The following is a 17,016-nucleotide window of genomic DNA, read 5'->3' as shown; positions in this document are numbered from 1 at the left end:
GCAACTTAACCACCCCTTTGGAGAAAACACCATGCAGTATTCATTCTCTGGCCGCGTAGCCCTGGTCACCGGTGCAGGATCCGGCATTGGCGAGAGCATCGCCCGGCTTCTTGCGAGCAACGGTCTGAATGTCGTGGTCTCGGACGTCAGCGCCGACAATGCGCAGCGCGTCACCAGTCTCATCAACGCCGAGGGCGGCCACGCCGTGGCCAATGTGGCCGACGTGGCACGCATCGATGAGGTCCAGGCTGCCGTGGCCTGCGCGGTCGATGCGTTTGGCGACCTTCATTTTGCCGTCAATAACGCCGGTATCAGTGGCGACCAGAGTCCTGTGGGGGAACTGGACCCTGCCGCCTGGAGCCGGGTGATCGATGTCAACCTGAACGGCGTGTTCTATGGCCTGCGCCATCAGATTCCCGCCATCCTGCGCTCTGGAGGCGGCGCCATCGTCAACGTCTCCTCCATCCTCGGAGTGGTGGGCGACGCAGCGAACCCCGCGTACGTCGCAGCCAAGCATGCTGTTACCGGGCTGACCCGGTCGGCAGCGCTGGCCTATGCCCCCAAGGGAATCCGGATCAATTCGATCCATCCCGGTTACGTACGTACGCCCATCCTGGATTTCCTGGATGAATCGGCCCTCCAAGAGGCCGTTGGCCTGCATCCGATCGGTCGCCTGGGTACACCGGACGAAATCGCCCATGCCGTGGCGTTTTTGCTATCGGAAGGAAGCAGCTTCCTTGCTGGCACCCAGCTCATCGCCGATGGCGGCTACACAGCGCGCTAAGTCTGAAGACGATGAGACCGCAGACAACCGCGCACACCTTGGCGAGGTCGCACGGACGGCGCGCAGAGAGGACGACCTGATGGACGTCACCATGGCCCGCTCTAGGCGCCACGAACACAGACTGATCCTTGTGCTGAACTGCGGCTCATCCAGTATCAAGTTCGCGGTGTTCGATTCCTCGGCCGCGCCACTGCCGCGCCAGGCATTGTGGAATGGCAAGGTGCAGGGAATCGGTGGCGCCAACCCGGATTTCGGAGAGACGGGGGTTGCGCCGTTCCCGATCGAACTCGAAACGGCACATCCGTATCGCGCCGCACTGCGCCTCATCCGCGATCGTGTCAGCCAGCGGCTCGACGGCCGCCGGATCGGTGCGGTCGCCCATCGTATCGTCCACGGCGGCAGTAAATACTTCATGCCCGTGCGCGTGGACGCGAATGTCCTGGCCGACCTCAAGGGCTACATTCCTCTGGCCCCGCTGCACCAGCCATTCGCGCTCGAAGCCGTGGAGATCCTGCTGCGGGAGCAGCCCGATCTGCCACAGATGGCCTGCTTCGACACGGCCTTCCACCACACTTTGCCCCAGGTCGAGAAGGTCCTGCCGTTGCCCTATGCCGCATGGGAGCGCGGTCTGCGTCGGTACGGGTTTCACGGCCTGTCGTATGAGTACATGGCAGTGGCCTTGCCCGAACGCCATGGCGACGCCGCGCGCGGTCGCACCGTCGTTGCCCATCTGGGCAGTGGCGCCAGTCTGTGCGCCATGCGTGGACTCAAAAGCGCGGCCACCACCATGGGCTTCTCCGCGCTTGACGGCCTGATGATGGGCACCCGCACCGGCGCGCTCGATCCGGGTGCGGTGCTCTACCTGATGGAAATCGAGAAGCTCTCACTGGAGCAAGTGGGGCGCGTCCTCTATCACGAGTCCGGCCTGCTCGGCGTTTCGGGAATCTCGGCCGAGCCGCGCGTCATTGTCGGACACGAGAACGATGCAGGCGAAACGGGGGAGCGAGCGCGCTTGGCACTGGCCCTTTACGTGCGCCGCATCGTACGCGAGATCGGGGCCTTGGTCGCCGTGCTGGGTGGCCTGGACATGCTGGTGTTCACGGCGGGTGTCGGTGAACACAATGCGTTCATTCGCGAGCGCATCTGTGCGGCGCTGGGCTTTTTGGGCATTGCCTTGGATACCGATGCCAACGCCAGCCACGCGGCGACGATTTCCAGCGATCACAGTCAGGTCACCGTGGCGGTCGAGCCCACCAACGAAGAGTGGATAGCCGCCAGCCATGCGCTGTCCTGCCTGGACAGGGAGAAGGCGCGATGACGATCGATGCCTTCCATGGATTCACGCTCGCCATCCTGCTGTTGTTCGTGGGCAAGGGCTTGGTTGCGCGTTGGCGCATCTTGCGTCGATACAGCATCCCGGAATCCCTGGTGGGCGGCTTGGCCTGCGCCCTGGTTGTCTTCGCCCTGTACTACGGTGCGGGGATCGTCATCAGTTTCGATCTCGAAGCGCGTGACGCGCTGCTGCTGTACTTCTTTGCGGCCATTGGCCTGGGTACCGACGCCCGCACGCTGCGCCATGGTGGACGGCCCTTGCTGATCCTGTCGGGGTTGGCCATCGGGTTCATGGTGCTGCAGAACCTGGCCGGGATGGAGATGGCACGCGCCTTCGGCCTGGATCCGCGCACCGGGCTGATGGTGGGATCGATTTCCCTGACAGGAGGCGTGGGCACCACCTTGGCCTGGTCCGATCACTTCGTTCACAACCTCGGCATTGCGCAAGCGCAGGAACTGGGATTGGCAGCGAACATGATCGGCCTGATCGCGGCCTGCACCATCGGGGGCCCAGTCGCAAGCTTGCTCATGCGTAGGCATCGGCTTCAAGCCTCTGGGGACAGCGCCCTGGAAATTGGCACGCTGCACAGGGATGAGCAGCATGCCCGCCTGGACTACTACGGCCTGCTGCTGGCATTGCTCTGGCTCAACTTCGCCTTGATGTTGGGATACGGAATCAATGCCTTGGTCGCGCGTACCGCCGTCACGCTGCCCGCCTTTGTGGGCTGCCTGCTGGCCGGAATTCTCCTGCGCATGGCGGCCGACTGGATGAGGCCAAGTGGGCGCGGACGTTTATGGAACTGGCCGAGCATGCAGCCAGGCATCGCCCTGGTTTCCGACATGTCATTGGGCCTGTTTCTGACCATGGCGCTGATGGGACTCAGGCTCTGGGAACTGCAGCCCGTGCTCGCCTTCATCACGGCGGCGATGCTGGTGCAGATTGCCTTGGTCATCGCATTCGTTTTGCTGATTGTTTTTCGGGCAATGGGCAAGGATTACCAAGCCGCCGTGGTGTGCGCGGGTTTCGGCGGTATTGCGCTGGGATCTACCGCCACTGCCATCGCCAACATGACGGCGGTGACTCGGGAGCATGGTGCGGCACGCGAGGCGTTCATTGTGGTGCCCTTGGTATGTGGGTTCGTCATCGATATTGCGAACGCACTGGTAATCAGCCTGATGGCCGGTTAGGCGAAGCGAAACAGCGGAGCGAGCTGGCAGATGGATACATCGCTGACGCGCTGGCGAGGCGTCGTCGCCCAGGAAATCGCAATCGACTCCCGTTTTCAAGCAAGGGGCTCTTTCTACTTGTGCAGAAATAGAGGTAATACGCTTTGACGAATAAAAAGAACGGCAATATCGACTCAGCCATCAATCCGAAGTTGGATGGGGATGCCCATGTCGCTTGGGCACAGGCTTGGTCGTCTATTTCGCCGGAGACATCGTTGCTCGCGTGGGTGGACTGGGCGAGCCATTTAGCAAACAGTCCTGGCAAGCAAGCCGAGCTTTTGGCGTTTGCAGCCTCCCTGTCCGAGCAATGGATGGCCGTATTGAAGAAGAATCCGGCCAACCCGGACCGGGGAGCCACCGCTCCTGACCGGTCACCTGTCAATGACCGCCGCTTCAACGATCCTGCATGGGATCAATGGCCCTACGACCTTTTCCGCAGTTCATTCGTCAATCAGACCAAATGGTGGGAGCAGGCCACGCAGGGGGTGTGGGGAGTGGATCCGAAACACCAACGCCTGCTGGCGTTTGGCGCCAAACAGTGGCTGGAAATGCTTTCGCCCGCCAACGCTGCGGTTTTCAACCCCGTTGTCCTGAAAAGAACCATCGCAGAGCAAGGCGCCAATCTAGCGCGGGGGACGTCCAACTTTCTCGACGACTTGCGTCGGCAACTATCCGGCCAGCCTCCCGCGGGAACGGAGAACTTCGTCGTTGGGCGCGACGTAGCGGTCACGGAAGGAAAAGTCGTTCTGAGAAATCGACTGATCGAACTGATTCAGTACACGCCCACTACCGAGAAAGTCCATCCCGAACCGATCCTGATCATTCCTGCCTGGATCATGAAGTACTACGTACTGGATCTGTCACCGCATAACTCGCTGATACGGTATCTGGTTGCGCAAGGGCATACGGTTTTTTGCATCTCCTGGAGAAATCCGGATGCTGAGGATCGAGATTTGGGCATGGATGAGTACCTGGAGTTCGGCCTGCATGCAGCGCTGGACGCTGTGACTTCCGTCGTCCCCGGGCATGGAGTCCACGCGGCTGGTTATTGCCTGGGCGGAACGCTACTGGCCATTGGTGCTTCAGCCATGGCGCGTGATGGCGATACGCGGCTGGTGTCGGTAAGCCTGCTTGCCGCACAGACGGACTTCAGCGAACCGGGCGAGCTGAGTCTTTTCATCAACGAGAGTCAAGTGGCGCTGTTGGAAGCCAGCATGGCTCAAACCGGTTATTTGACCTCCGACCAGATGAGCGGAGCTTTTCAGCTACTGCGTTCCTACGATCTCATATGGTCTCGCATGATTGACGAATACCTATTGGGCGATCGCCGGGCAATGACCGACCTGATGGCTTGGAATGCCGATGGGACTCGCCTCCCCGCGAAGATGCATTCGCAGTATCTCCGACGCCTTTACCTGAATAACGATCTCAGCGCGGGGCGTTATCCCGTCACGGGTCGCCCCGTTTCAGTGGGAGACATCGCTGTACCGGTGTTTTGCGTCGGCACTGCCTCGGATCATATTGCGCCTTGGCGCTCGGTTTACAAGCTGCATCTCCTGTCTTCGGCCGAGCTGACTTTCGTGCTGACCACTGGAGGACACAACGGCGGCATCGTGAGCGAGCCCGGCCGAGGTAACCGCCAATATCAAATCCATACCCGCGCGGCCGGTGATGGATACATGGCGCCGGATGAGTGGCAAGCGACGATGCAGACGCATCCGGATTCCTGGTGGCCCGCATGGTCGGCGTGGCTGCGAGAGCGTTCCGGTGATGTTGTTGCGCCTCCGCTCATAGGTGCTGAATCCAGTGGATACCCCACTGTTTGCGACGCCCCAGGGGAATATGTACGCAACTGAATAAGCGTATCCCGCGTCCGCTATTGCGACACGGTATACGCAATATCTGTTCGTCATCCCGTTCTACTCTGATAACTGGAGACATTCATGTACTCAAGAATCCTGGTTCCGCTCGACGGAAGTCCTACTGCCGATTTGGCGCTCCACCACGCTGCGGTGCTGGCACGCCTGAATGGCGCAACCATCGTCTTGCTGCACGTCATCGAGGAGATGAAGCATAGCAACGGCTTCGAGAGGCCGAGGATCTATATTGAAGAAGTGAGGCCGGGCTTCCTGGCGGCCGGGCAGAAGCTGCTGGACGAGGCGGCGCTGCGGCTGAGGCAGGGAGGCCTGGTGGTTGAGACCGTCCTTCTGGAAAGCAACGGCGAGCGCGTCTCGGTGCTCATCGCTCAGCAGGCACTGACTACTCAATGCGAGTTGGTGGTGTTGGGTACCCACGGACGCCGGGGCGTGGACAGGCTGCTGATGGGAAGCGATGCAGAGCAGCTCGCTCGCATCGCACCAGTTCCAGTGATGCTGGTGCGCCAGTCCCAATCGGTCATTGTGACTGCAACCCCTGGGCAGGGTGGCACGCCAGCGTGATGAAAGTTCAGTCCAGCGACCCCGCTGAATGGAGGCTGGAAGTCGCAGCCTCCTTGCTGCTGCTATTGCTGAGCGCCTCCGCACAGGCCCAGTCCTGCCACCAGGACAACCCGCTGCGCTCAACGGGAACGCTCAATCTGCGGATCGACAACGACATGTTCGGCGGCATTGGACAAGATCAAGGCTACTCCAATGGATTTCTCGTCAGCTGGGTCTCCCCCAACCTTGTGGACTATCGCGATGACCCTTGCCTACCCCGTCTCGTCCGTGGGCTGAATCGTTTTCTCACGGTGCTGCAACCCGAGGGTTTTGACGAACAGAACATGACCATCGGCTTCGGACAGATGATGTACACCCCCAGCGACAAAACGCGCAGCGATCTGATCAAAGACGACCGCCCTTTCGCCGGCGCAATGATGTTGAGCTTCGGCTACAACGCGCGGCGCGGCGATACGCTGCGTACCTCACAAATCCGCGTCGGTGTTGTGGGCCCCTCCTCCTTGGCCAGGCAAACCCAGAACTGGTGGCATGACACCATCGGCGTCGACAAATTCAATGGCTGGCGACACCAACTGCGCGACGAGCCTGTGCTGCAGTTGCTGCACGAACGCCGAACACGAGTCTTCAGGCAAGAAGACGTCAGCGGTTGGGGCTGGGATCTGACCCGCCACTGGGGTGGCAGCTTCGGCAACTTCGCCACCTACGCGAATGTCGGTGGAGAACTGCGCTATGGGCTGCGCCTGCCTGATGATTTAGGCACGGCACCGCTACGGCCTGCCGGAGAGAACACCTCGCCCGTGCGCACGACCGCTGGCAGCAACTGGAACGGCCACCTCTTCGTGGCGCTAGACGCTCGCTGGGTTCTGCACGACATCACGTTGGATGGCAATACCTTCAAGTCCGGCCATAGCGTTGATAAGCGGCCACTCGTGGCGGATGTCGGCTACGGCGTCGCGATTACCCAAGGCAACTGGCGCATCGCGATAGCCCGCTACCACCGCACACGCGAATTCCGGGGACAAAAAGAAATCCCGGTCTACGGAACGATCACTGTAGGAAGGAAATTCTGATGCCGGTCGATTCCTTCCTCGACTCCATACGGGCCGTCCTGTCGTTGTTCGTCGGCATGGGACTGATTGTTCGTGTAGAGCACCGACACCAACCAAGCATCCGAGTTCGATAAGTAAACAAGGACGACCAATAAGAAAGGAGACAACCGCATGCAACGACTCGCACTTGCCCTTCCAGGCAACGAAGATTTCGCCGGTCGCCTCGCGCAGGCATATGGCAGCGATGTCGGCCGCGTCGAAACACGCCGATTTCCCGATGGCGAGAGCTATGTCCGATTGCATGGCGAACCCGTTGGCCAGATCGTGGATCTGATTTGCACGCTGACCCATCCAGATCCGCAATTCCTGCTTCTGGTTTTTGCCGCGGACGCCGCGCGCGAGCTTGGTGCGCTCGAGGTGAACTTGGTTGCACCCTACCTGGCCTACATGCGCCAGGACAAGCGATTCCATGACGGCGAAAGCGTGACGTCGCGGACTTTCGCACGCCTGGTCTCATCGACGTTCGACAAGCTGCTTACGGTGGATCCACATCTGCACCGCTATCCGACGCTCTCCGCGCTCTACACGATTCCCACCACTACCTTGCATGCCGCGCCGCTGCTGGCCGACTGGATCGCCAATCATGTCGAAAAGCCCTTGATCGTCGGCCCCGATGAGGAAAGCGAGCAGTGGGCCGGCTCCATCGCCTCCCGCATCGGCGTGCCGCACGCCGTGCTTCGCAAGACACGCCATGGCGATCGCAGCGTGGACATCGATGTTCCCGACCTGTCGGTCTGGCGTGACAGAACGCCGGTGCTGGTGGACGACATCGCATCCTCGGGCCGCACGCTCGCTGTCGCGGCGCACAAACTCGCCGAACAAGGAATGCGCAAGCCGGAGTGCGTAGTGGTGCATGCCCTATTCGCCGAAGACGCCTGGAGCCAATTGACGCCGCTGTTCGCTCGGATCACGTCCACCGACGCGGTGCCGCATCCGAGCAACCGGATCGGTCTGGCTTCGCTGATTGCCGGCGCGCTTTCCAGCGGCCAGACCGATCCGCGAGCCTGATCTTCCACCTATCCCGCTATTTTCAAGGAACCCGAAATGCCCTCTCAGGCTAACCTCGCAATCGATTGGCGTGCCGGTTACGGGCCCATCGCGCACCAGTCCGAAACCATCGAACGTATGCAGACCCTCGTGCACCGCATGGTTGCGCAAGGGCGTGTGGCAGATGAAGCCTCGGCCCATGCGCTGCTGGCCGCAGCCGACCGGGTGGCCTGCATGGCCATGAGCGTAGTGGCGCATATGACCTATGCCCGGCGCATCGACCGAAGCGGCCGCCCTCTGGGCTCCGATGATTTCAAACAAACGCCCGAAGGCCACACCGGCGGTTCGCTCGACATGGTGCCGGCTTTCGTGGGTTATCTGTTGGCCAATGCACTGACCGGGACGACACGCGGCTGGCTAATGGGACAAGGGCACTGCGTGGCCGCGATCGAAGCGGTGAACGCACTGACCGGCGATGTGTCCGCCGCCCAGCGTGGACGCTACGACCGCAGCGAGGCAGGCCTGTCACGCCTGATCGAGGATTTCTACTCCTATGCCATCGATAAGCAGGGGCGGCCCGCGGTACCGCTGGGCAGCCATGCCGGGCCGAACACGGCCGGCGCGATCTCCGAAGGCGGCTATCTGGGGTTCGCCGGGCTGCAGTATGTGCACACGCCGTTGCCGGGAGAAAGCCTGGTGGCATTCCTCAGTGATGGCGCTTTCGAGGAGCAACGTGGCTCGGACTGGGCACCGCGCTGGTGGCGCGCCGAGGACTGCGGCTTCGCCGTCCCGATCATGATTCTCAACGGGCGACGCATCGAGCAGCGCACCCAGATCGTGCAGGAAGGTGGCGCTGCCTGGTTAGCCGAAGATCTGCGCCACAACGGCTTTGATCCCGTCATCATCGATGGACGCGATCCAGTGGCGATCGCATGGGCCATTGTCGAATCTGAAGACACGCTGAGCGCTTTCGCCGCACAATCGAACCGGCGCTATCCCGTCAAGTTCCCCTACGTGATCGCCGAGACGGAGAAAGGTTTCGGCTTCCCGGGCGCGGCGACCAATGCCGCCCACAACCTGCCGTTGGACGGCAATCCGCGCGAGCACGCGCAGGCACGCGAGGCCTTCAACGCAGGGGCTGCGGCGCTGTTCGTGCCCGAGAGCGAACTGGAAAACGCGCTCACCGTCCTTGCGAATCACGGCCAGAGCCAGCGCTCGCGCGAAAGCGAGCACCCCATGGCCCTACGCCATCCAGCGAGCCCTCATCTGCCGATGCCGGCCTGGGCGCCAACGGAGGTATCGGGCAGCGCCATGTCCGCACTGGACCGTTGGTTCGTGGAGCTGGTGCAGGCAAATCCACAGTTGCGCATCCGGATCGGCAATCCCGACGAACTGGCCAGCAACAAGATGGGGGCCACTCTGGCGCTGCTCAAGCACCGCGTCAACGTGCCCGAACCCGGCGTCCCGGAATCGACGGATGGCTCGGTGGTCACCGCACTCAATGAAGAAGCCGTTGCGGCCGCCGCCCTCGCCAACAAAGGGGGGCTGAACCTGATCGTCAGCTACGAGGCATTCGCGGTCAAGATGCTTGGATTGATGCGCCAGGAGATCATCTTCGCGCGTCGGCAGAAGGAGCTGGGCCAGCCGCCAGGCTGGATCTCCGTCCCGCTGATCGTCACATCCCACACCTGGGAGAACAGCAAGAACGAGCAGTCACACCAGGACCCGACCATTGGCGAAGCATTGCTGGGGGAGATGTCGGACACCGCACGCGTGTTGTTCCCGGTGGATGAAAACACGGCGTGCGCCGCGTTGCGAGCGGTCTACGCCAGCCGCGGCCAAGTGGCTTGTGTGGTGGTCTCCAAGCGCGACACGCCGAATCACTTCAGTGCCGCCGCGGCTCAATCGCTGATCGAGCATGGAGCAGCCCATGTAGCCGGCGATCCGTCCACCGCACAACTGCAATTCGTAGCGATTGGCGCCTACCAGTTGGAGGAAGCGCTCAAAGCCCATGCCCGCCTGGAGCACCATGGGCTTGCGTCGTGCATCACCGTGGTGGTCGAGCCCGGCCGTCTACGCATTCCGCGAGACGAACTTGAGGCCGCCTTCGTGCTCGGTGACGAATCCCTGCAAGCGCTCTTCCCGCCTCACCTGCCGCGCGTGTTGATAAGCCATACCCGCCCTGAGCCGATGCTGGGCGTGCTTCGCCGCATTGACAGCGGCCCTTCGAAGACGCGGGCTTTGGGCTACATCAACCACGGCGGCACCCTCGATGTGGCTGGAATGCTGATCGCCAATCGATGCACCTGGGTGGATGCCATCTATGCCGCTGCGCAAGTGACCGGCTGGAACAGTTCGCAGGCTGCTGCTGCCGCGACCGACGCGTGAATTTCAAGTGGTTCTGACACGGTCCGCAGTGACCGCGCCAGCTCCTGATTTCACAACCCACCAACAAGCGAGGAGACAACTTCATGCTCTCACTGACCAGCCTGGGCGGTGCCGGTACCGTCACCGGCTCCAAACACCTGATCACATATGGCAGTACCCGCATCCTGATCGACTGCGGACTTTTCCAAGGACTGAAGAACCTGCGCGAGCTGAACTGGCAGCATCTTGTCGTTGAGTCCAAGGACATCGATGCGGTTGTACTGACGCACGCGCACCTGGATCATTGTGGATATCTCCCCCGATTGGTGCTGAACGGGTTCCGCGGGAAGATTTTCTCGACGCCAGCCACACGGGACGTCGCCGAACTCATCCTGCTCGACAGTGCTTGGTTGCAGGAGAAGGATGCCGAGTTCGCCAACCGGAAGGGATTTTCCAAGCACAAGCCAGCCCTTGCCCTGTATCGGGTCCGAGATGCCGAACGCACGCTCTTGCAGTTCAAGCCCGTGCCACTGCATCAGGAGACGGTATTGCCGGGCGGTGCACGCCTGGTTCTACGCAGGGCCGGCCACATTCTTGGAGCGGCGACGGCGCAGATCGACATCGGCGGCAAGCGTTTGGTGTTCTCCGGCGACCTGGGCCGCTATGACGATGCGGTCATGCCTGATCCTGAACCCGTCACGGAAGCGGACTACATCATCATCGAGTCCACCTATGGCAATCGTCATCATGACCGTTCCGATGCCGTCGAAGCGCTAGGCGACATCATCGAGCGTACGACTCGCCGCGGAGGCACCGTAGTGATTCCCGCTTTTGCCGTAGGACGCGCGCAGTCGTTGATCTATGACCTATGGCTGTTGCGACAGCGCGGTCGGCTCCGCAACGTGCCCGTCTATCTGGACAGTCCCATGGCCACCAGCGCAACTGCGCTGCTGCACCGCCATGCCGACGACCACAAGCTCGCTCAACACGATTTCGAGACGGCATTCTCAGAAGTCACATACGTGCGCGACGTTGAAGAGTCCAAGGCGCTATCGGCGAATCGATACCCCAAGGTGATTATTTCCGCCAGCGGCATGGCCACCGGCGGCCGCGTGCTGCATCACATAGAAGCGTTTGGCGGTAGCCATCAGAACACGCTGCTGTTCTCTGGATTCCAAGCAGCAGGTACGCGCGGGCGCAAGCTGCTTGAGGGCGCTCGCGAAGTCAAGATCCATGGACGCTGGATGCCGATCAAGGCAGAGGTCGCCGAGCTTGCGATGTTGTCGGCTCATGCCGACAGCGATGAGCTGATGCGATGGCTGCGCGGCTTTACCAAGGCGCCGGAAAGAGTGTTCATTGTTCACGGTGAATCTGATGCCTCTGAGGCGCTGCGCGAACGTATCCAGCGCGAACTCAATTGGCACGCATCGGTGCCCATGCAAAACCAGGAGTTCGCCCTGTGAGTGCCCGCATCACGCCCCAGACACCCGCCTTGCAAGCATTGCGCATGCGACTGCATGCCCAGCATCAACCCGTCGTCTTGATGCGTACCGATTGCCATGTCTGCCGTGCCGAAGGGCTGGCACCGCGGTCACAGGTACTGATCATTGCCGGCGACCGCACTGTGCAAGCGCTACTGTACCAAATCGACAGCGATCTGCTCAAAACCGGACAGATCGCTCTGTCCGAGGCCGCCTGGGATGCCCTGGACATTCATGAGGGCGATCTTGTGCAGGTTCGGCATCCTCCGCTGCTCGAATCGTTGTCGGCCGTGCGTGCGCGAATTCACGGCCACCGACTGCAAACGACGGAGTTGCAGGCGATCGTCCGTGATGTGGTCGATGGTCGCTATACCGATGTCGCACTTTCGGCCTTCCTGACCGCAACGGCGGTACTGCCTCTGGATATGCAAGAGACCATCCATCTCACCCGTGCGATGGTCGATGTCGGGGATCACCTGCAATGGCAGGCTCCGATTGTTGTGGACAAGCATTGCGTGGGCGGATTACCGGGAAATCGCACCACGCCGTTGGTGGTTGCCATCGCCGCAGCCAATGGATTGGTGATGCCCAAGACCTCATCACGCGCCATCACCTCTCCCGCTGGCACCGCGGACACCATGGAAACGCTGGCTCCTGTAGACCTGGACCTGGATACGCTCAGAAAGGTCGTGGAGAAAGAGGGTGGATGCGTGGCGTGGGGCGGCGCGATGCACCTCAGCCCCGCGGACGACATCTTCGTGCGTATTGAGCGTGAACTGGATATCGACACGCAAGGACAACTGATTGCCTCGGTGTTATCCAAGAAGATTGCAGCAGGGGCGACCCACATCGTGATCGATATTCCGGTTGGGCCAACCGCAAAAGTCCGCAGCCGGGAAACTGCCGAGCATCTTGCGCATCACCTTTCGGAAGTCGCCGCGTCATTTGGCCTTGTATTGCGTTGCCTGTTTACAGACGGGAATCAGCCTGTCGGCAGAGGTATCGGCCCGGCGTTGGAGGCGCGCGACGTGTTGGCCGTATTGCGCAACGAGGCGGATGCGCCGCAAGACCTATGTGACCGCGTGGCGTTGGTGGCGGGCGCGGTGCTTGAGCTTGGCGGCGTCGCCAAAGAAGGGGAGGGACTTCGGTTGGCTCATGAGACGATCAGCAGTGGCCGCGCGTGGGAAAAATTTCAGAGAATCTGCGCGGCTCAGGGGGGATTTCGTGAGCCGCCCCAAGCTCTCTATGTCGAACCGCTTTTGGCAACCACTTCAGGCCGAGCAGTACACATCGACAACCGTAAGCTTTCTCGTTTAGCCAAATTGGCCGGTGCGCCTGAGAGTCCAGCCGCAGGGATTCAATTGCAGGTGCGCTTAGGTGACGAGATAACACGCGGACAACCATTGATGTTTTTGCATGCGCAAACCTCTGGAGAGATGGCCTATGCACTCGCATACGTACAAGGCATTGGGGACATTGTAAAGATTGAACCTTAGCGCCGTGGATAAACAGGGCTCTTGAATGCTCGGTCAAACACAGCCCGGCCTCTCGTTTGGAAAAGTTGAACGCCTACATCTCATGCTCAAGAACATATGAAAAAACATCGCTTAAAAGAAGTTTTCAACCTGCATCGCGTGGAGCAAACAGAAGGAGGTCGTCAGCGCCTGAATAGGAACATTGCTCATGGAACTGCGGCACCTGCGTTGCTTTATCGTTTTGGCCGAAGAACTTCATTTCACACGGGCGGCTGAGCGTCTTCACATTGAGCAACCTCCTCTGTCCCGCGCCATCAAGGAGCTTGAGGACGAGTTAGGCGCTGTGCTCTTCGACCGGGACCGCCGGGGCACCCGACTGACCGCTGCGGGTGCCGTGTTCCTGCAGGACACTCGCCGGCTATTCACCGTCCTGGAGCAGGCCCGCGAGAACGTCAAGGCTGTCGCGGCGGGCTTGCGAGGCACCCTGCGCATCGCCGTATCCGACGGCGCGCTCGATCCCCGGCTGTCGGCGTTTCTAGCCCGTTGCCGTGCCGAAGAACCCGAGATCGAGATACGGATGTCCGAAGTGCCTTTGGCCGAGCAGTTGCGCGGCCTGCGCTCGGGCGACTTCTGCATCGGATTCGCTCATACCGCCGACGTCGGTGATGGCATCGTCGCCGAACCTATCTGGCAGGACCCGCTGGTGGTCGCCTTGCCAGCCCGGCACGCACTGCTCGTCCACAAGGAGGTTCCACTCCATGAACTCCGGGGGCATCCTCTTGTCCTGTGCGATCCCCAGGTGTGCGAAGGCTACTGCCGCGAGTTGGCGCGCCTCCTGCAGACCCAGGAACACAAACTGAATGTCGTTGAGGAGGTTTCCTCGCTGGACATGATGCTCACCTTGGTCGGTGCCGGCTACGGCGTGGGCTTCATGACGGCGACCAAGATTCCGGTCAGCCAGCGACCGGACGTGGTGATCCGTCCATTGGCGCTGGATACAGCCGTGATCACCACCTACCTGCTTCGACTCGAAAGCAGCAACTCATCGGCTTCGCTGGTGCGATTTATCGACCGCCTCCGGGACCCTTCGAGCGACTGACGCAACGGACCGCACCACTTAAGATTGGGCATCGGCACGAAGATTGCGTTCCGTTGCACTCATCAGCTCTGCCGCACTTATGCTGAGGGCAGCGGAGATTTTCAGTATCAATGCGAGCGTGGGCATGTGCTCCCCACGCTCGATCTTGCCCATATGCGAGCGAGCTATACCAGCCATGGACGCGAATTCATCCTGAGCGACTCCCTGCGCCAAGCGGGCAGCACGCACCGCTTGGCCGAAGGCCAGTGCCGGCTCGGCTTCATAGGTGGTTGTGCCAGGGGGGCGGCCCGGTTGAACGCTGCGCTTCTGCATCACCAGAAGCGTCGATCAATCGACCGAATTTAACCACGTTAAAGATATCTCTTTTGGCTATCATGGTGGCTCGCCTTTTTGATCCGATCGCTTTGTGGGGGCTCTCATGCACGACGCCACCAGCCAGTTTTCCTTTTCCAATTTCAGGCTTGCCATAGCGCCTGGCGTACCGTCATCGCATCTTTCGGCATTGCTTGCGTTGCAGCGTGCGGAAGAGCCGGAAGTCACCATTTCGTTTCATGAGGTCACAGCCGATGATTTGATTGCGGGACTTCGGGAAGGCCGCTACGACGCGGGCATGACGCTTGAAGGATCGAGCGATCCGTCGCTGAAAAGCCAACCTCTATGGACCGAGAACATGGCCGTCGCCATGCCGTTGCGCTTTCCCTTACTTGACCAGGCGAAGCTCACGATCGCCGAACTGTTGGACTACTCCGTCTTTCGCTGGCCTGCAGAGAATTGCCCTTTGCTGGATCAGCGGCTGCCTTCTCTTCCCGCGGTGAGTCAACAGAACATTCAGCGTGTCTCTTCCTTCGAGATGATCGCGCTATGGGTCGCTGCCGGCTACGGCGTCGGGGTATCCGCGCAATCGCGCATTGAGCATGCGCAGGGATGGGGCATTCACACACGGCCGCTGTCTGACGGACCCTACGAGATCGTGACCCACCTGCAGCGGCCCTGCGGACAAGCCGACGTTGTTTCAGAGCGGTTCGAGCGCAGAGCACTGCAGGTCGCCAAGAATGCTCCAACCTAGTCGAGTGCCAATGTCCTCGTTCTGCGTCTTCAGTTCAAGGTGCTACACGTGCATTAGGCATTCCACTCGCCAAGCAGCAGACATCACTCGCGCTCTATGACACGGAGCAGCGCCGTTCTACGCTTCGACATGGGGCCAAACGCCTTCGTGACCCCTTCAACGGGTTTCCCTGCCTGCAATGAGTCAAGGATGTCAGCCCAGTCCTGCATGATTACCTTGCGGGACTCCACAAACTTCGTGTGATCGTAGGGCGCGCGCGATGAGTCCTTGCTCTTTTTGGAATGAGCGAGTTGAAGATCGACCCGCTTCTCCGGATATCCCAACAGTCCAAGGATCGTCGTTGCGGTCGAGCGGAAGCCATGGGACGAAAACCGTCCGCCATAACCCATGCGCTTGAGTGCTTGATTGAGCGTCGTTGCCGACATCACTTGTCCCGGCTTTCTGTAGCTCGGGAACAATACTTTGCCGCCGCCAGTTAGAGCATGTAGTTCCCTAAGAGCGGCCACCGCCTGCCGTGACAGGGGAACCAGATGGGGGCGTCGCATCTTCATGCGCTCGGACGGAATCGACCACATGGCGTTGTCCAGGTCGAACTCTTCCCAGGAGGCCTTGCGCAGTTCTACGGTGCGCACGTAGGTCAAAGCCATCAGCTTGAGGGCGAGGACTGTCGTCTGGTAACCCCCTTCGTTGTCCACACGATTGAGAAAGTCCGGGATCTCTGCCCATGTCAACGGAGGGTTGTGGCGGACCTGAGGGCGCTTGACCAGTCCCTTGAGCAAGGCGGCAGGATCGTATTCGCAGAGACCTTGGGCAGCCGCATAACTGAAGATTTGCCCACACCACTGGCGGATGAGGATCGCCACAGTCTTCGCGCCACGAGCCGCCACATCCTTGATGATGGGGCGCAGATGTGGAGCCCTGATGCTGCTGATCGGCAACTTGCCAATCCGGGGGAAAACATCCTTCTCAAGGTAGCTGGTGACCTGGTTGGTGTAGTACTCGCTCCAGTGAGCATTGCTGACGATCCACTCCCGAGCAACGGTCTCGAACGTGCGTTCGTATGTGTCGGCCTGGAGGGCGATCGCCGCCTTTTTCTCCACGATGGGGTCGAGGCCCTTCTTGACCAACGCCTTTGCCCGGTCCCGTTCCGCACGGGCTGCCTCCAGCGTGACCTTTGGGTACACCCCGATTGAGTACACCTGTTCAGCGCCGCCCAGCCGGTAGCGGTACCACCAGAGCTTGGAGCCGTTGGGCTGAACGCGCAAAAAGAGGCTGCCTCCGTCCCGGAGTTGGTACACCTTGGGCCTGGGCTGCGCCGTTTCCACTTTGCGCGCCGAGAGAAGATTGAGTGCTGTGAGTGCCATGTGTATAACGCCTCCAGTTTGGCCCGTTACACACTCCATTACACACATGAGCACTGGATTTGTCCAGCTTTCAGAATCGCTCGATGGACGATCAACCCTTTAAAAACATAGACTTAGAGTTGTTCCATGGAGGTTGATAGACGCCAGTAGACCTCAATCGTAGTTATCGACCATCAGCAGCATGACGAAGCATCCTTTCGCTGGGCGCCGGCGCCGCTCCGGGCGGGCGCATTGGCTTGTTCTGACTTGATGCCGGCCCGGCGCAGTGCGGCGCGGGCCCGGCAAAT

At 60.7% G+C, this 17,016-nt stretch carries 14 protein-coding genes; 12 read left to right on the top strand and 2 right to left on the bottom strand.

All coding sequences use genetic code 11. From position 1 onward, the window contains the following. The first annotated feature begins 31 nt into the window (after positions 1 to 31). The 11 genes from GH681_RS03720 to GH681_RS03670 all read left to right on the top strand — a co-directional run bounded on the left by GH681_RS03720 (position 32) and on the right by GH681_RS03670 (position 14,299). Positions 32 to 784: an SDR family NAD(P)-dependent oxidoreductase gene (locus GH681_RS03720; RefSeq protein WP_018715730.1), complete on the top strand. Its 753-nt coding sequence runs from the start codon at positions 32 to 34 to the stop codon at positions 782 to 784. Positions 785 to 863: 79 nt separating this feature from the next. Further along, positions 864 to 2,102, top strand: coding sequence for an acetate/propionate family kinase (locus GH681_RS03715; protein WP_051084431.1), 1,239 nt, complete (start codon positions 864 to 866; stop codon positions 2,100 to 2,102). Then, complete coding sequence (gene gltS / locus GH681_RS03710) at positions 2,099 to 3,304, top strand: sodium/glutamate symporter (protein ID WP_153160103.1); 1,206 nt, start codon at positions 2,099 to 2,101, stop codon at positions 3,302 to 3,304. Before GH681_RS03715 ends, gltS begins: the two co-directional genes overlap by 4 nt. A gap of 143 nt (positions 3,305 to 3,447) precedes the next feature. Then, a complete protein-coding gene (locus tag GH681_RS03705; protein WP_020307805.1) occupies positions 3,448 to 5,199 on the top strand; it encodes an alpha/beta hydrolase in 1,752 nt (583 codons plus the stop codon). A gap of 87 nt (positions 5,200 to 5,286) precedes the next feature. Continuing rightward, positions 5,287 to 5,781, top strand: coding sequence for a universal stress protein (locus tag GH681_RS03700; protein WP_003050031.1), 495 nt, complete (start codon positions 5,287 to 5,289; stop codon positions 5,779 to 5,781). Next, positions 5,781 to 6,851: a lipid A deacylase LpxR family protein gene (locus GH681_RS03695; protein WP_228111768.1), complete on the top strand. Its 1,071-nt coding sequence runs from the start codon at positions 5,781 to 5,783 to the stop codon at positions 6,849 to 6,851. The genes GH681_RS03700 and GH681_RS03695 overlap by 1 nt, the downstream gene beginning before the upstream one ends. A gap of 150 nt (positions 6,852 to 7,001) precedes the next feature. Further along, positions 7,002 to 7,898: a ribose-phosphate pyrophosphokinase gene (locus tag GH681_RS03690; RefSeq protein WP_153160102.1), complete on the top strand. Its 897-nt coding sequence runs from the start codon at positions 7,002 to 7,004 to the stop codon at positions 7,896 to 7,898. 36 nt (positions 7,899 to 7,934) lie between these two features. Beyond that, entirely contained in the window at positions 7,935 to 10,265 is a 2,331-nt protein-coding gene (locus GH681_RS03685) for a xylulose 5-phosphate 3-epimerase (RefSeq protein ID WP_153160101.1), read from the top strand. 83 nt (positions 10,266 to 10,348) lie between these two features. Continuing rightward, positions 10,349 to 11,707 (top strand): MBL fold metallo-hydrolase RNA specificity domain-containing protein, encoded by a 1,359-nt coding sequence (locus GH681_RS03680; protein WP_020307801.1) that lies wholly within the window; start codon positions 10,349 to 10,351, stop codon positions 11,705 to 11,707. Then, the gene (locus tag GH681_RS03675) at positions 11,704 to 13,221 is read left to right on the top strand and encodes a thymidine phosphorylase family protein (protein WP_020307800.1); all 1,518 of its coding nucleotides are present in this window, start codon (positions 11,704 to 11,706) and stop codon (positions 13,219 to 13,221) included. The genes GH681_RS03680 and GH681_RS03675 overlap by 4 nt, the downstream gene beginning before the upstream one ends. Before the next feature lie 187 nt (positions 13,222 to 13,408). After that, the gene (locus tag GH681_RS03670) at positions 13,409 to 14,299 is read left to right on the top strand and encodes a LysR family transcriptional regulator (RefSeq protein ID WP_153160100.1); all 891 of its coding nucleotides are present in this window, start codon (positions 13,409 to 13,411) and stop codon (positions 14,297 to 14,299) included. An 18-nt stretch (positions 14,300 to 14,317) separates the two neighbouring features. On the opposite strand, the gene GH681_RS03665 is transcribed toward GH681_RS03670, so the two are convergent. Next, positions 14,318 to 14,611, bottom strand: coding sequence for a helix-turn-helix domain-containing protein (locus tag GH681_RS03665; protein WP_003050003.1), 294 nt, complete (start codon positions 14,609 to 14,611; stop codon positions 14,318 to 14,320). A gap of 106 nt (positions 14,612 to 14,717) precedes the next feature. On the opposite strand from GH681_RS03665, the gene GH681_RS03660 reads away from it, so the two are divergent. Continuing rightward, complete coding sequence (locus tag GH681_RS03660; protein ID WP_020307796.1) at positions 14,718 to 15,365, top strand: substrate-binding domain-containing protein; 648 nt, start codon at positions 14,718 to 14,720, stop codon at positions 15,363 to 15,365. An 83-nt stretch (positions 15,366 to 15,448) separates the two neighbouring features. Here the strand turns inward: GH681_RS03660 and GH681_RS03655 are convergent, their stop codons facing one another. Beyond that, a complete protein-coding gene (locus GH681_RS03655; RefSeq protein ID WP_003060765.1) occupies positions 15,449 to 16,729 on the bottom strand; it encodes an integrase arm-type DNA-binding domain-containing protein in 1,281 nt (426 codons plus the stop codon). Positions 16,730 to 17,016 lie beyond the last annotated feature (287 nt).

The sequence above is a fragment of the Zoogloea sp. 1C4 genome (assembly GCF_009469605.1).
In the GTDB taxonomy this organism is placed as follows: Bacteria; Pseudomonadota; Gammaproteobacteria; order Burkholderiales; family Rhodocyclaceae; genus Zoogloea; species Zoogloea oryzae.
The sequence above is the reverse complement of the archived record's forward strand: the minus strand, read 5'-3'. Positions and strand labels throughout refer to the sequence as shown.

Coding starts and splice junctions, on each gene's coding strand:
- GH681_RS03720 (WP_018715730.1), top strand. CDS start 32: ATGCAGTATTCATTCTCTGGCCGCGTAGCCCTGGTCACCGGTGCAGGA.
- GH681_RS03715 (WP_051084431.1), top strand. CDS start 864: ATGGACGTCACCATGGCCCGCTCTAGGCGCCACGAACACAGACTGATC.
- gltS (WP_153160103.1), top strand. CDS start 2,099: ATGACGATCGATGCCTTCCATGGATTCACGCTCGCCATCCTGCTGTTG.
- GH681_RS03700 (WP_003050031.1), top strand. CDS start 5,287: ATGTACTCAAGAATCCTGGTTCCGCTCGACGGAAGTCCTACTGCCGAT.
- GH681_RS03695 (WP_228111768.1), top strand. CDS start 5,781: ATGAAAGTTCAGTCCAGCGACCCCGCTGAATGGAGGCTGGAAGTCGCA.
- GH681_RS03690 (WP_153160102.1), top strand. CDS start 7,002: ATGCAACGACTCGCACTTGCCCTTCCAGGCAACGAAGATTTCGCCGGT.
- GH681_RS03685 (WP_153160101.1), top strand. CDS start 7,935: ATGCCCTCTCAGGCTAACCTCGCAATCGATTGGCGTGCCGGTTACGGG.
- GH681_RS03680 (WP_020307801.1), top strand. CDS start 10,349: ATGCTCTCACTGACCAGCCTGGGCGGTGCCGGTACCGTCACCGGCTCC.
- GH681_RS03670 (WP_153160100.1), top strand. CDS start 13,409: ATGGAACTGCGGCACCTGCGTTGCTTTATCGTTTTGGCCGAAGAACTT.
- GH681_RS03665 (WP_003050003.1), bottom strand. CDS start 14,611: ATGCAGAAGCGCAGCGTTCAACCGGGCCGCCCCCCTGGCACAACCACC.
- GH681_RS03660 (WP_020307796.1), top strand. CDS start 14,718: ATGCACGACGCCACCAGCCAGTTTTCCTTTTCCAATTTCAGGCTTGCC.
- GH681_RS03655 (WP_003060765.1), bottom strand. CDS start 16,729: ATGGCACTCACAGCACTCAATCTTCTCTCGGCGCGCAAAGTGGAAACG.